Source organism: Rothia sp. 11254D007BW (assembly GCF_053548195.1).
This window is the reverse complement of sequence record NZ_JBPWPK010000001.1, coordinates 943,798-957,291: the sequence shown is the minus strand read 5'-3', so window position 1 is coordinate 957,291 and position 13,494 is coordinate 943,798. Positions and strand designations below refer to the sequence as shown.

Sequence of the window (13,494 nt, the reverse complement as noted above, 5' to 3'; positions counted from 1 at the left end):
CCCGCCCGCTTGGGCACCTTCTATCACACTCATATTCAAAGGAGAATCCCATGAAGAAGTTCATGACCGACACCTACCTCAAGGCCCTTCTCAATATCTTTGCGCCTCTGACAAGCCAGGACGACCCTGAGCGCGGGGACGTGCCTGGCTGGGTAATGATCACGATGATGTCGGCTATCCTCGTGGCCGCTATCTTGGTGGTTGCTCAGGACGCCCTCGTCAACATGTTCAATAACGCAATGGCAATGATTAACCGCTAGGAGAGCCACATGAGAGCTGTGCCCCCTGAGAAGGAGAGAGGTAATGCAACGGCGGAGTTCGTGATGGTATCTGCCTTAGTTGTCTTACTTTTTCTAGGCGTTTTGCAGGTTGCTTTCGCGCTGTTCACCCGTAACGTGCTGCAGGACGCTGTATCTCAGGGGGCTCGCTATGGGGCCATGCTCGATAAAACACCGGCTGACGGAGAAGAACGTGCCCGCGAGCTACTGTATTCGGTGCTACCTTCCCACTACTCGGCAACGATTAGCAGTTCTGTTACCCAGTGGCAGGGCACGGACGCCGTGCAGGTCACCGTGGTTGCCCCGGTGCCCCTCATCGGTCCCTTTGGGGTAGCTGCCCAGTGGGAGGTGAGTGGTCATGCTGTGGTTCAGCGATAAACACGGTGATAGAGCTGTAGATACGCGAGAGGCAGACAACCCTGAGCAGGGTAGCGCTCTTGTTGAGTTTATTGGACTGGGCGCCCTGTTGATGGTGCCCACGGTCTATTTTCTGTTATCAGTCTTTTCGATGCAGTCGGCTGCTTTTGCAGCTTCTAACGCTAGCGCCCATGCGTTGCAGGTGATTCAGTTTTTGCCACCGGAGCAGCGTACCCAATCTGCTGTGCAAGCGGTTGCCGCTTTGACGGCTAGCGACTTTGGTTTAGAGGCCGAAACCATTACTGCCACGCTGAGCTGCGAGGACGTCTGCGCCCAGGGCGAGCGAATGACGGTAGATGTCACTGTCGAGGTTGGGCTGCCTCTGGTGCCCTGGCCAGGGGCACCGACTCTTGCCACTATGACCTCACAGGCTGTGAGTTGGGGAGGAGACTACTCATGACACAGATTAGACAGACCCAGCTTCAGCGGAGGCCGTGCCATGAGGCCACCGAGCGCGACGCTGAGCGGGGAAGCGTCCTCCCACTCATCGTGGGGCTGTGCCTGGTGCTTCTGCTGGTCGCTTCCACCGTCGTTGGAGTAAGTTCCGTCTATCTTGAAAGACAGCGTCTACAGTCTTTAGCCGACCAAGCGGCAACGTCCGCTGCTCAGCGTATTGAAGGCATCACCGCGGTGGGGGAGACCCAGGCCCAGGTGACCCTCACCAGTGCCGGGGTGCAGGCGTCCGCTCATACCTTTCTGCAAGAAAGCGGTGCTGGCACCGACTTTTCCCACCTGACCTTAAACCCCGCAACCGGGGCGTCGGGAAACAACACTGCGGTTATCGTCCTTTCTGCCAGGGCCCACCCGCCCTTACTCTCCGTTGTGCTACCTGACGGCGTCGATATCACCGTTACCGGCCGGGCGCGCGTCATCACCACCCAAGACTAGAATAGAAGCGCTCTGCCCCGTCAGCGCAAAACAGGGGCAAAACCGGGCGCTTGCCATCGTTTTCAGCTAGGGTTAATAGTCATGGCTACTTTAGATTTTTCTGCCCAGATCAAAACCCTGCGCTCAACCTACGCCTCCATCGAAGAGGTCAGCGACGTTGAGCAGCTGCGCGCTACCATCGCAGAACTCTCTGAAGCAGCCGGCGCCCCCGACCTCTGGGACGACCCCGATGCCGCCCAAAAGGTCACCTCCCAGCTCTCCCACAAACAGGCCGAACTCGATAAGCTCGTCAAACTAAGCCAGGCCATCGACGATCTTGAGGTCATGGTAGAACTGGCTGACGAAGAGGGTGATGCCGACACCCTTGCCGAAGCAGAAACCGAACTGCAGGCTATCGAAAAACGTCTAGCAGAGCTCGAAGTAATCACCCTGCTCTCGGGTGAGTACGATCAGCGCGACGCCGTCGTGACCATCCGAGCAGGAGCCGGTGGCGTGGATGCCGCCGACTTCGCAGAGATGCTTCTGCGCATGTACCTGCGCTGGGCCGAGAAAAACGGCTTCGACACCACGGTGATGGATACCTCCTACGCCGAAGAAGCCGGCCTCAAATCAGCAACCTTTGAGGTCAAAGCCCCCTACACCTTCGGGCGCCTATCTATCGAAGCGGGAACTCACCGTCTGGTGCGCATCTCTCCCTTCAACAGCCAGGGCAAACGCATGACGTCCTTCGCTGCGGTGGAAGTCATCCCCCTCATCGAGCAGACCGACCACATCGAAATCCCCGAGTCCGAACTCAAAATCGATGTATTCCGCTCCTCAGGGCCCGGCGGTCAGTCCGTGAACACCACGGACTCCGCCGTCCGTATGACCCACATCCCCACCGGCATCGTGGTCTCCATGCAGAACGAAAAGTCCCAGCTACAAAACCGAGCCGCAGCACTGCGCGTCCTGCAATCCCGCCTTCTCCTGCTCCGCAAAGAGCAAGAGGACGCCAAAAAGAAGGAACTTGCCGGTGACGTCAAAGCCTCCTGGGGTGACCAGATGCGATCCTACGTGCTCAACCCCTACCAGATGGTCAAAGACCTGCGAACCAACTATGAAGAGGGAAACCCCAGCGCCGTATTCGACGGTGCGCTCGACGGTTTCATCGACGCCGGCGTGCGGTGGCGCGCAGCAGAACGACAGAAAAGAAAGAACGAAGAATAATCGTGGCTAAGAAAAAAGTAACGAAAGAAGACCCGAATAACCACACCATAGCGTCCAACCGCCGCGCTCGCCATAACTACAACATCGTAGAAACCTGGGAGGCAGGGCTGGTGCTCATGGGCACCGAGGTTAAATCCCTGCGCGATGGGGGAGCCTCAATTACCGACGGCTTCTGCCAGATGTACGGCAATGAGCTGTGGCTAGAGGGCATCCATATCGCTGAATACGGGCGCGGCTCCTGGACCAACCACGCAGCCCGTCGCCGCCGTAAACTGCTCATGCACCGCAGCGAAATCAATAAGATCGCTCAGAAGCTCAAGGAAAGCGGCTACACCGTCGTGCCCCTCAAGCTCTATTTCAGCAAGGGGCGAGCCAAGGTAGAAATTGCCCTGGCCACCGGTAAACGCGACTACGACAAGCGCCAGGCCCTGCGTGAGCGCCAGGACAACCTCGAAGCCCAGCGCGCTATGCGCTATAAGAACCTGGGATAAGAAACTACTCGAAGGAGAGAAATGACCACCGGAAACAACAAGGAAAACCCCTACGGCGATTACGTGCCCGGGCAGTACAGCTCAGGTGCTACAGAGCAGGGAAACGGGGACTATAGCCAGCAGGCTAACAGTGCTTCCTCACAGCCTAACTACACACAGCCCAACTACTCACAGCCCAACTACTCACAGCCCAACTACTCACAGCCCAACTACTCACAGCCTAACTACGGCCAGGCAGATTACAGCCAGCAGCCTGCCAGCTACCCGTCCTACGGGTATGACGCTTACGGCCAGCAGGTAGCCTCAGCACCTAAGGGGCTAGCCATTACGTCGCTGATTCTAGGTATCCTATCTTTCCTGAGCGGCTGGGTCATTCTGGGCGGTATTTTGGGTATCGTTGGCCTGGTGCTGGGCATCGTTGCCCTGCGTAAGACCAAGACCGGTGGCGGCGGCAAGGGGCTGGCTATCACCGGCATCGTATTTAGCTCCCTGGGCATTCTTATTTCCCTGGCAATGCTGGTGTTCTTCGGCTGGATTTTCTCGGCCTTCGGTGAGTGCATGGCCTACTCTCAGGACGAGGTTCTCATGGAACAGTGCATTAACCAGCAGCTGGGCCTTGACGTCACAGATTCAAGCAGCAACGTCTAATCAACCTGCCAGCTGGCTCTTTACAGCATGGAGAGCCAGCTGGTAGACTGGTACATCCGAGCTAATTGGGCCGGTGTCTTTCACTGATGAGTTGCGACTCGAAAGAGCACTGGAAAACGCTTAGCTTGGCGTTCTTTGATAAAAGAATATGGGGATGATCGGTTTCGACGATGTGAGTTGAGATGGATGAAGCGTGCCGAGGACGCAGGGTTATCTCGTTAACGCCCTCTGCAAAAAAATAAGTGCAGAATCTAAGCGCACTGACTTCGCACTCGCTGCCTAATAATCCCAGCGATGCAGTCTGGTAGCCTGAGCTTGCCTTTGGCTCAGCCCCTACCATCAGTTTAAAAGGCCACTGCTGCCCGTCCTTGTCGTAGGGCCGGGTGGGACTTTTATACGGCTAGGTTAGGCCTTGTAAGTGTTTGCGCAAGCAAGGTAGCCGAAAACACCGCTTTCACAAACTGCGCACGGAGAAGACCCGTTGACGCCACATCGGACCGGGGTTCGATTCCCCGCATCTCCACAGTATTGAGGCCCTTCGCCCGGGTAATCCGGGCGGAGGGCCTTTTCTGTGTCTCTACGAGTTGGCGTTACTTCTTAGGCTCTACCGTGGGGATAGATGAAGTAGCAACCTTCTCCATGAGGTCAGCATCGGCGTCACGAACCCGCTGATAGTTTTTCTGGGTGGTAAACGCCGCGGCAAGGAACGAGAGAACCGCGCACCCGATGAAAAAGTACATGGGCGAGGTTATATCGCCGGTGGCATTCACTAGGTAAGTTGCGATAAAGGGCGCGGAGCCACCGAAGACTGCAACGGGAATGTTGTAGCCCATGGAAATACCGGTGGCGCGAATGGACGTGGGAATCAGGTCGCTCATCACCGCGTAGGGGGTTGAAGAGTAGAGACCAAAGAGCACGCAAATCACCATAAAGGGCAGGAAGATTTCGGACGGCGTTGAGCCGGGGGCCGTGGTGAAGTACCAGTAGAGCGCGGGTATGGTGAGCGCAGAGGTTGCCATGAGGAACCAGCGCCGGCCGAAAACGTCGGTAATCAGGCCACCCAGGGGCATGAGGGAAGCTGCCGTTAGACCGCCGATGGTGATGAACCAGAAACGGGTGTTAGCTGAGAATCCTAGGTCCTTGACGAAGTAGGTGGAGGAGTAGGTCAAAATAAGGTAGAACATGCTTGCCAGCAGGGCAATGGAGCCTGCGACCAGGGTGATGTTGAGTTTCCACTGGAAGGTGGCGCGGATGGGGCGCTTCTCTTGATGGCCTGATTCTGAAATTGCCTCAAACTGGGCGGTGTCTTCCAGGCGGGAGCGGATGAAAGCTGCGATGAGGCCGAGCGGGCCGGCAATGATAAAGGGAATACGCCAGCCGTATTCCTGCATGGCAGCGTCGCCCAGGATTGAGGCAAGGCCGTTGGCTACGATGGAGCCCAAGATAAGGCCTGAGACTGCGATGGTCATGAGTAGCGATGTGGCTAGGCCACGACGTTCGGGGCCGCCGTATTCGGCAACGTAGGAGGTGACGGTACCGATTTCACCGCCCGCGGAGAGCCCCTGAAGGCAGCGTGCCAGAATCAGTAGAGCTGGGGCTACAAAACCGATGGTTTCGTAGGTGGGGAGCAGGCCAATCATGAAGGTGGAGCCTGACATGAGGAACATGACCAGGGCCATGGTATTTTTGCGTCCGATGCGGTCACCGAGCGGGCCGAAGACGAAGCCGCCGAGGGGCCTCATAAAGAAGGAAAGTGCAAAGGTTGCGAAGGAGGCGAGCAGGGCTACGGCCGGTGTGTTGGCTGAGAAGAAAGCAGCGCCTACGTAGATGGCGACGAAGCCGTAGACACCGTAGTCGTACCATTCGATGAGGTGCCCGGCGACAGCCCCGATAAAGGCTTTACGCTTTTGCTTTGTGGTACGTACAGGCTGCATCACCTTTTCTGCTTTGAAGATAGCTTCTGTCATCTTGGGTTCCCTTGGTGTTGTTTGTGCGGACGCCCCCGGTGCGGTAGGCGTTCCACTAACAGTAATAATGTGATTTACATCATGGCAATGTGGGTTTTTTTATTACATGTTGTGCTCGTGTGTAATTTCCTACAATGGTGATATGAGTGAGATACCTTACATTAGGCTGGATGTATTGCTGCAGTCTTTGGCTGCGGAAAAGGATGCCCTGGTGGTGGGTGCTGTAAGAGCTGTTGTTGATGAGCTCTCGGAGTACCGGGCAGTACCACGTGAAGAGCTGGTTGATAGCGTGGCAGGGGTTTTTGATGCGGCGATAATGTGCCTAGAAAGTTCTGCTCCTGTAGATGAAGTGTTGGGTAGCGGGCGTGAAGGGGTCTATGAAGTGGCTCCTCGCCGAAAGGTGCAGGGGGTTTCTCTGGCCTCTGTGTTGAGGGCGCACCGCCTTGCTCTATCTGCTACCCAGCGAAGATTTGTGCAGATGGCTGAGCGTTCTGGCTTGCCTTTTGAAAAACGCCTGGAGGCCATGGGGATTATGTGGGAGGTGGGTGAGTGGTTCATGGTTCAGGCGGCGCGCGACTATGAACCTGCCCTGTTGAGCGACACCGAGCGGAGAAAGGTTGAAAAACGCGACTTTCTAACTCGTCTTGTGCAGGGGGTTTTGGAGGCGGCGGACGAAGAGCGCCTGGCTAGTCGCCTGGGGCTGCCCGGGGAGCTGGAATATCAGGTAGTTCTGGGTTGGGAGGTCTCCCCGATTACATGGGCTGCTGAGGTTGAGAGTGCTTTTTCGGGTGCACTTGCCCCGGCTTTAGCCGATGCGGTTGAGGGGTGCCTGGTGGGGGTGCTTCCAGCCCTTGAGGGGGCGGACGCTGCTGCCTCCCGAGTGAGTAGCTGGCAGGAGCTTCGCGGTGGAGTTTTAGCTCTTGGACGTCCTGTTCATATGGGTAATCTGGCGGCATCGCTGGAAGAAGCGCGAATCGTCTTAGCTTCGTTAGAACCGGGCAGCGTAGGGTGCTTTGATGTGCGCAGTCGGGGCTGGCGCCTAGCGGTTGCCTGTACCCCCTGGCTGGGGGGTGTTGTAGAACAGGGGTTATTGGCGCCTCTGCGGGAGAATCGCGGCGGCGGTGAAGCCCTGCTGATGTATGTGTGGGCGTTTTTGGAGCATGGCCGTAGTTATCGTGATGCTGCCCAGGCTCTCTATATCCACGAGAATACTTTGCGGAATAAGGTCGCGAAATTTGAGCAGATCACCGGCCGTAGTCTGAACGAAATTGATACCTGTATCGAACTAATGTGGCTGCGGCACGATATGGCCCTAAAGGGCACTCTCAGTGTAGGTGATTCAGTCTAAATCACCTTATCAATAAGGTTATGTGGACTATTTTAAGTGAATATTAAGAGGTTTTATGTGAAGTGGAATAAGGGGGTGGTGGACGATAAAATAATACATAGTTATAAAACATTGCTGAAGATTCAGCAGTGGACAATATTCACCCACTACCTCTTGAGAGGCCTATCATGTCACGCCTTGCCGGGCTTGTATCGATTCTTGCCGCCATCGTCATGCTGATTGGAGGTGCCACCGTGTGGGTTACAGTTAGCAGCCAGCTCGCAGAAGAGCGCATTAGCGTACCTGCCGATTCTGAATTTATGGGCGGCGCCTTTGCCGGTAAGGATGTTAAAGGCCCCCTGACTGCTTACGCTCAGGCAGAAACCATTCGCCAGCATGCCACCGCAGGTGCTGAAGGTACCGTTTACGAAGGGAAAACCTATGCCGAGCTGGGTGCCATGGTGCGCGAAGCTCAAGAGACTGGCGATGAAGCACTGGCAGAAGAACTTCAGACCCGCCGCAACCTGGTGATGGACGCTTCTTTCTTGCGCGCTTCTCTCTTCACCTCGGTTGTTTCCTTTGGTGTATCAGCCCTGGTCATGGGACTGGGAGTTGTGCTTGGTTTTATCGGTGCCGCTCTGCTCAAAATTGCTCCGAAAAAGGTAGCTGTTACCGCCTAGTTCTCTGAGTAGCAGCAAGTCCCAGCCCCGTTTCTTCGCCTCTATGCGGTGAGTAGAAGCGGGGCTGTTGCCTAGATTACGAGGTGACGGTACTGGTAAGCTGACCATAGGATAAGGCCCGGTAGCGGGCCAATGGTTTTAGGAAGAAAGAGGACGCCGTGAGCACCCAGCCCCCGCTTACCCCCCAGTCGCAAGCACCCGCGGGCACGGACGTCCTTCTACCTCCTGTTCTGGACTACGAAACCCCGGGGGAGCCTGCCCAGTACCGGGTGCCAGGCACCCACCGCCGCCCCTACGGAGAAATAGCGCGGGATAAGCGAGGCCGTGGCTACTACCAGGCGGTCATGGCTCTATCGGTGGGCGTGGCGAGCTGGCTTGTAGTGCTCATGGCGGGCGTTTTTGCCCTGCTAGCTCTCATTCCTGCGGTGGCAGCTATCGTGCTGGGTATCAAAGCCTTACACGCTCGCAAGCGTAACCCGCGCACCCGCTTTCATGGGCAGACAGCCGGTATGGCCTGGGGCGGTATTGCCCTGGGCATTCTCTGCATCCCGGTGGCGGTCTTCTTCTACTTCATGGCGAGCTGGTTCCTGAACGGGGCCGAAACCGCAAACTGCGAAATCACCCACGCCGGGGACGAAGAGGCTATCACCCGCTGTATCGAGAGCAACACCAGCTACTAAAAATGAGTGGGAGCCTGCAGCGACTCTTATTCTTCCACTAAACATCGAGAGGGCCCATCGTAACCATAGGGCTGTGAGCTCCACCTCAATCACGTTATGATGGGGGAAAGCGCCCCCAGCATGCCCAGGAGCACCCCGTGACTGAATCAGAAGCACCCGCAGGCCGCTACGAGCAGGACGGCCAGGCCCCGCGTTTCACCCCGGCTGACCCAGCCCACCCCACAACCGACGAAATCCCCTTCATCTACCCGGCCCACTGGGAGGCGGACGTCGTTTTGCGCGACGGAGCCACCGCCAACCTGCGCCCCGTCGTCCCCACCGACCGGGCAGCCCTCGAAAAAATGTACGCGGGCCAGTCTGAACGCACTATCTACCTGCGTTTCTTCACCCACAAACCCACCCTGAGCGACAAAGAACTAACCCGGTTCACCACGGTGGATCACAATAACCGGGTCGCCTTCGTCATCATGCTGGGTGATGAAATGATCGGCATCGGCCGCTACGACCGCACCCACAACCCCACCGAGGCCGAAGTGGCCTTTATGATTTCCGATGCCCACCAGGGGCGCGGCATCGGGTCAATCCTGCTAGAACACCTCGCAGCAGCAGCTAACGAACGCGGTATCGACAGGTTCAGCGCCGAAGTCCTGCCCCAGAACCGCAAAATGCTCAACGTCTTTACCGACGCGGGCTACGAGATTTCCCGCGAATTTGAAGACGGTATGGTGATGGTCTACTTCAACATCGACCCCACCGACCGCTCCCGCGGCGTGATGGAAGCCCGCGAGCACCGTGCTGAAGCCAAATCTATCGCCGAGCTCCTTGCCCCCGACACCGTTGCCGTGATCGGTACAGCACCCCGCTGGGAAGCCAACGGTCACAAGGTTATTAAAACCCTGGTGGAAGGCGGATTCACCGGCACCCTCTACGGCGTTAACGAGGACCAGCTACCTGCCGGTGAGGTGCCCGTTTACCCCAGCATCGGTGAAGTGCCGGCCCGTGTAGATTTAGCTATTATCGCCGTCCCCATCGCCGATGTAGCTGCAGCCGTAGAAGCCTGCGGCGAGGCAGGCGTCCGCGGAGTCCTGATTTATACCTCCGGCTACGCGGACGACGGGGCCCGCGGCCGTGCCCGCCAAAAAGCCCTGGTCAAATCGGCACGCAGCCACGGCATGCGCGTCATCGGGCCTGCTTCCTTTGGCCTGCTGAACAATAACCCTGGCGTCCGCCTTGACGCCACTATCAGCGCCCAGGACCCCAAGCCTGGCGCCCTGGGGCTCTTTAGCCAGTCCTCAGCTATCGGCGCCATGTTCTCTAACACCGCCGTCAAGCGCAATATCGGTGTATCGTCCCTGGTCTCTGCGGGCAACCGCGCAGATGTGTCGGGTAACGACATCATGCAGTACTGGGAAGACGACGAAGCAACCCGCGTCTGCGCCCTCTACCTTGAATCTATCGGCAACCCCCGAAAGTTCTCCCGTATCGCCCGCAGGCTCTCCCGCGTCAAGCCCGTGCTCGTGGCCAAGAACGCTGTGACCGGCCAGCAGCTTCCTCCCGGGCATTCGGGGCGGACCTCCATCGCCCCCACCGAAGCCCTGGACGCCATGTTCAAGCAGGCCGGAGTTATCAGCGCCGAAACCTTCGACCAGGTGCTCGACGTTGCCCAGGTGCTGGTCTCCCAGCCCCTTCCTGCTGGGCGGCGCGTGGCTATCCTCTCCAACGCCTCAGCCCTGGGGCAGATTATCGCCGACAAATCCGAGGCCCTGAACATCGATGTGCGGGTGACCGAGTCCATGCTGAGGCTCACCGATGACGGTATCGACGGGCTAGAGGTACTTGAAGACGTGGCAACCAGCGCCCTCGAAGCATCAGATATTGATGCGGCTATCGGAGTCTTCCTCACCGGTGACTCTATCGACCCCAAGGACGTTGCCCGCGTCCTTTACCGTGCAGGCAAGCGTACCGGAAAACCCGTGGTTGCTGCCTTCCCCGGCACGCTCAGCTTTGATGCCGCCCTTCGCGGAATCTGGGAAGACCCGGATGAGCGGACGCCCGCCCCGGCAGAGGGGGACACAGCGGGGGAGAGCGCCCCCCTCCTGCAAGAAGGGCTGCCCTGCTTTGAGTCACCGGGGGCTTCTATCCTGGCTTTGGCAAGCGTCATGGACTATGTGGAGTGGCGCGAGAAAGAAACCGGGGTTCTGGCTACTCCCGAGAACGTCAGCCCCAAGGCTGCGGCCGCTGACATTGCCCAGCACCTGACCCAGGTGAGCGGTGAGAACCTGCTCGATGTACCAGCTTCTGCCACCGAAGAACTCCTTGCCCACTACGGCATTAGCCTGCTGCCCGAGTACGGTTTTGACACCGCAGAAGAAGCCGTTGAGGCCGCTGCCCGGGCAGGCGGCTACCCGGTCGTTTTGAAAACAACTGACGACTTCCTGCGCCACCGCATAGACCTGGGCGGTGTGCGCCTGGGCATCGAAAGCGACGCCGAACTCATCAGCGAAGTAGCCCAAATGCACCGCGTGCTCGAACCCTACGGCAGGTTCGACCTCACCGTGCAGAAACAGGCCCCGGCCGGCCAAACAGCGGTACTCACCGGCATCGAAGACCCCCTGATTGGCCCCGTGGTCTCCTTCGGCATGGCCGGGGACGCCACCAGTCTGCTGGAAGACTGGGCCCACCGCATCCCACCGCTGACCGAACGGGATGTCTACAAGATGGTGCGCTCGCCCAAGGCAGCAGCCAAGCTCTTTGCCGACGGCGACCTGCCCCAGGTGCGGGTTGACCTGCTCGAAGACCTCTGCGCCCGGGTAGCCCTGATGAAAGACAACCACCCCGAGATTGCCTACCTTGAGCTCAACCCCGTCCTGCTCTCACAAGAGACCCTCACGGTGGTGGGCGCCAAGATACGCCTGGGCAACCCCCAGCAGCGCACCGATTCTGCCCGCCGAACCATGAGCAGCTAAGTGTAACCTAGCCATGACCTAAGATGGAGGGTAGACCTACTGGCCAGATTCACCCTAGAAAGAGACGAGACGATGAACCTCAGCGCAGCCGAAGCCCTCACCAGGGATATTCAGCAGGCAGGCTTTTACCCCGAGCTCGTCCTCGATACGGTCGATGAAGCCCTGGCGGGGCTGGTGCCTACCTCGCACCTGGTTCAGGTAGAGACCCACTTTGACCAGAACGAGGTGCACCGCCACATTACGGTGCTGGTGCTGGCCGGTCAGATGCTCCTGGTTGCCCACCTGGATGACCAGAACCTCGACGAAAGCGGCCAGCAGGTTCTTGCCCACGTGTCGGTTGAGACCCTGCACGTGAGCCGTATTCGAACCCTGACCATCAGTTACACCTACCCGCAGCCCCAGCACTACCAGGCCGGTAGCCCCGTCTCAGAAGTCTCGATGCTGATTGCCTGGACGGGCTCCCAGCGCCTTGACGTACAACCGGCAGACTGCCCCGACCCCGCTTGCGACGCCGACCACGGCTACACCGGTATGGGCCCGAGGGAAGACATGCTCCTGCGCGTGAGCGCCCCTGCCGACGGGGAAGAGGCTACCGCCCAGGCTAGGAGCTTCGCCCGCGCACTGCGCTCTGCCCACATGGCAGCAATGAACCAGGTAGCCACCCCGGCAGGCGGCTCCGCGCAGGCAGGAGCCTAAGATGAGCGTCCTGACCGATTACTGCGGTAACGCCCTACCCACCGAACCCGGCTATGGCGGCAACAACCTAGCCGACCTCTTCGAGTCCTGTGGCACCCTGGTCGCCCAGGGGTCTATCACCCCCGACCCGCACCCCCTGCACGGGGCAGGACGTCACGACCTGCTCGGCCTGGCAGACCGCCTGCGCGCCGCCGGGGTTGACCCTACCCGCTACCGTAGCGTTTGCCTAGTCATGGTCGATGGTCTGGGGCAGAGCCTGCTGAGTGCCTATGGCTCCTACGCCCCCTTCTTGAAGAAGGCCACCCAGCTTGGCCCGATTCACTCGGCCGTCCCCTCAACCACGGTGGCTTCACTCAGCAGCCTGGGAACAGCGACCCCGCCGGGCTACCACGGCATGGCGGGGTACGAGGTGAAAAATCCGGCTACCGGGGCCGTCATGAACCAGCTCTCGGGCTGGGACAAAGCCGTCGACCCCCACCAGTGGCAGCCCCACCCCACCGTCTTTGAGCGCTACCAGAACCACCTGGATGTAGCGACAGTATCGCTGAGCAAGTATGCGGGCACCGGCCTGAGCGAGGCTGGCCTGCGGGGCGGACGCTTCGTACACGCAGCCGGGTATGCTGCCCGCACCACCCTGGCCGCTAGCCTGTTGAACTCCCGTAAGCCGTCCCTGGTCTACCTCTACTGGGGGGAAATTGACCAGGCCGGGCACAAGTTTGGTACCCGGTCCGACCAGTGGCTTGAGCAGCTTGAAGAGCTCAACCTCGCGCTGAAATCGCTGGCCCGCAGGCTGCCCCCGCACGTGCTACTGCTGGTGACGGCAGACCACGGCATGGTCGATATCGCCCCTGAGAACCGCATCGACTACTCGGGCGATACGGCTCTGCTGGATAACATTGAGCTGACGGCGGGCGAACCCCGCATGGTGCAGCTCTACCTAAAGGACGCCAGTACTTCTGCTCGCCAGGACGCCCTGGGCCGGTGGGCTGAGGCATGGGGAGAACAGGCCTGGGTCTTTGACTCAGAAGACCTGTTCGATGCCGGTTATTTTGGTCAGCCGATAACCGACGAGGCCCGCCGCCGTATCGGCGATATTATCGTGGCTGCCCGCGAACCTATCGCCCTCTACGACATGCGGCACTACAAGCCCCATGCCCTGCAGATGGTGGGTCAGCACGGATCGCTCACACTTGAGGAAACACAGGTGCCCCTGTTGATGCTACCCACCGGCTAGAACCGGTGCGGACGCC

14 protein-coding genes and 1 other RNA gene are annotated in these 13,494 nt (G+C 58.9%); 14 read left to right on the top strand and 1 reads right to left on the bottom strand.

Annotated elements, in window-relative coordinates; all coding sequences use genetic code 11:
* Positions 1 to 62 precede the first annotated feature (62 nt).
* The 8 genes from ACEE43_RS04290 to ssrA all read left to right on the top strand — a co-directional run bounded on the left by ACEE43_RS04290 (position 63) and on the right by ssrA (position 4,454).
* Positions 63 to 260 carry a hypothetical protein gene (locus ACEE43_RS04290; protein ID WP_237205084.1) on the top strand — a complete coding sequence of 66 codons (198 nt, stop codon included), beginning with the start codon at positions 63 to 65 and terminating at the stop codon, positions 258 to 260.
* A 9-nt stretch (positions 261 to 269) separates the two neighbouring features.
* A complete protein-coding gene (locus ACEE43_RS04285) occupies positions 270 to 656 on the top strand; it encodes a TadE/TadG family type IV pilus assembly protein (RefSeq protein WP_237205061.1) in 387 nt (128 codons plus the stop codon).
* The gene (locus tag ACEE43_RS04280) at positions 637 to 1,095 is read left to right on the top strand and encodes a pilus assembly protein TadE (RefSeq protein WP_449107356.1); all 459 of its coding nucleotides are present in this window, start codon (positions 637 to 639) and stop codon (positions 1,093 to 1,095) included. The genes ACEE43_RS04285 and ACEE43_RS04280 overlap by 20 nt, the downstream gene beginning before the upstream one ends.
* The gene (locus ACEE43_RS04275; protein WP_237185389.1) at positions 1,092 to 1,583 is read left to right on the top strand and encodes a pilus assembly protein TadG-related protein; all 492 of its coding nucleotides are present in this window, start codon (positions 1,092 to 1,094) and stop codon (positions 1,581 to 1,583) included. The genes ACEE43_RS04280 and ACEE43_RS04275 overlap by 4 nt, the downstream gene beginning before the upstream one ends.
* A gap of 81 nt (positions 1,584 to 1,664) precedes the next feature.
* Positions 1,665 to 2,789 carry a peptide chain release factor 2 gene (gene prfB / locus ACEE43_RS04270; RefSeq protein WP_449107357.1) on the top strand — a complete coding sequence of 375 codons (1,125 nt, stop codon included), beginning with the start codon at positions 1,665 to 1,667 and terminating at the stop codon, positions 2,787 to 2,789.
* Positions 2,786 to 3,280, top strand: coding sequence for an SsrA-binding protein SmpB (gene smpB, locus ACEE43_RS04265; RefSeq protein ID WP_135012007.1), 495 nt, complete (start codon positions 2,786 to 2,788; stop codon positions 3,278 to 3,280). Before prfB ends, smpB begins: the two co-directional genes overlap by 4 nt.
* A 21-nt stretch (positions 3,281 to 3,301) precedes the next feature.
* Positions 3,302 to 3,928, top strand: coding sequence for a DUF4190 domain-containing protein (locus ACEE43_RS04260; RefSeq protein WP_449107358.1), 627 nt, complete (start codon positions 3,302 to 3,304; stop codon positions 3,926 to 3,928).
* Positions 3,929 to 4,078: 150 nt separating this feature from the next.
* Positions 4,079 to 4,454, top strand: a transfer-messenger RNA (tmRNA) gene (ssrA, locus tag ACEE43_RS04255).
* Between the two features lie 64 nt (positions 4,455 to 4,518).
* Here the strand turns inward: ssrA and ACEE43_RS04250 are convergent.
* Positions 4,519 to 5,895, bottom strand: coding sequence for an MFS transporter (locus ACEE43_RS04250; protein WP_449107359.1), 1,377 nt, complete (start codon positions 5,893 to 5,895; stop codon positions 4,519 to 4,521).
* A gap of 478 nt (positions 5,896 to 6,373) precedes the next feature.
* Here ACEE43_RS04250 and ACEE43_RS04245 point away from each other — a divergent pair, with 478 nt between their 5' ends.
* The 6 genes from ACEE43_RS04245 to ACEE43_RS04220 all read left to right on the top strand — a co-directional run bounded on the left by ACEE43_RS04245 (position 6,374) and on the right by ACEE43_RS04220 (position 13,478).
* Positions 6,374 to 7,243 (top strand): PucR family transcriptional regulator, encoded by an 870-nt coding sequence (locus ACEE43_RS04245; RefSeq protein ID WP_449122297.1) that lies wholly within the window; start codon positions 6,374 to 6,376, stop codon positions 7,241 to 7,243.
* 167 nt (positions 7,244 to 7,410) lie between these two features.
* Complete coding sequence (locus ACEE43_RS04240) at positions 7,411 to 7,902, top strand: aromatic ring-opening dioxygenase LigA (RefSeq protein ID WP_449107361.1); 492 nt, start codon at positions 7,411 to 7,413, stop codon at positions 7,900 to 7,902.
* 158 nt (positions 7,903 to 8,060) lie between these two features.
* Positions 8,061 to 8,582: a DUF4190 domain-containing protein gene (locus ACEE43_RS04235; protein WP_449107362.1), complete on the top strand. Its 522-nt coding sequence runs from the start codon at positions 8,061 to 8,063 to the stop codon at positions 8,580 to 8,582.
* 137 nt (positions 8,583 to 8,719) lie between these two features.
* Positions 8,720 to 11,548, top strand: coding sequence for a bifunctional acetate--CoA ligase family protein/GNAT family N-acetyltransferase (locus ACEE43_RS04230; protein ID WP_449107363.1), 2,829 nt, complete (start codon positions 8,720 to 8,722; stop codon positions 11,546 to 11,548).
* Between the two features lie 72 nt (positions 11,549 to 11,620).
* A complete protein-coding gene (locus tag ACEE43_RS04225) occupies positions 11,621 to 12,244 on the top strand; it encodes a DUF5998 family protein (protein WP_449107364.1) in 624 nt (207 codons plus the stop codon).
* A 1-nt stretch (position 12,245) separates the two neighbouring features.
* Positions 12,246 to 13,478, top strand: coding sequence for an alkaline phosphatase family protein (locus ACEE43_RS04220; RefSeq protein WP_449107365.1), 1,233 nt, complete (start codon positions 12,246 to 12,248; stop codon positions 13,476 to 13,478).
* Positions 13,479 to 13,494 lie beyond the last annotated feature (16 nt).

Bases quoted from the DNA above. Each gene is read 5' to 3' on its own strand.
- ACEE43_RS04290 (WP_237205084.1), top strand. From the start codon at position 63: ATGACCGACACCTACCTCAAGGCCCTTCTCAATATCTTTGCGCCTCTG.
- ACEE43_RS04285 (WP_237205061.1), top strand. From the start codon at position 270: ATGAGAGCTGTGCCCCCTGAGAAGGAGAGAGGTAATGCAACGGCGGAG.
- ACEE43_RS04280 (WP_449107356.1), top strand. From the start codon at position 637: ATGCTGTGGTTCAGCGATAAACACGGTGATAGAGCTGTAGATACGCGA.
- ACEE43_RS04275 (WP_237185389.1), top strand. From the start codon at position 1,092: ATGACACAGATTAGACAGACCCAGCTTCAGCGGAGGCCGTGCCATGAG.
- prfB (WP_449107357.1), top strand. From the start codon at position 1,665: ATGGCTACTTTAGATTTTTCTGCCCAGATCAAAACCCTGCGCTCAACC.
- ACEE43_RS04260 (WP_449107358.1), top strand. From the start codon at position 3,302: ATGACCACCGGAAACAACAAGGAAAACCCCTACGGCGATTACGTGCCC.
- ACEE43_RS04250 (WP_449107359.1), bottom strand. From the start codon at position 5,895: ATGACAGAAGCTATCTTCAAAGCAGAAAAGGTGATGCAGCCTGTACGT.
- ACEE43_RS04245 (WP_449122297.1), top strand. From the start codon at position 6,374: ATGGCTGAGCGTTCTGGCTTGCCTTTTGAAAAACGCCTGGAGGCCATG.
- ACEE43_RS04240 (WP_449107361.1), top strand. From the start codon at position 7,411: ATGTCACGCCTTGCCGGGCTTGTATCGATTCTTGCCGCCATCGTCATG.
- ACEE43_RS04225 (WP_449107364.1), top strand. From the start codon at position 11,621: ATGAACCTCAGCGCAGCCGAAGCCCTCACCAGGGATATTCAGCAGGCA.
- ACEE43_RS04220 (WP_449107365.1), top strand. From the start codon at position 12,246: ATGAGCGTCCTGACCGATTACTGCGGTAACGCCCTACCCACCGAACCC.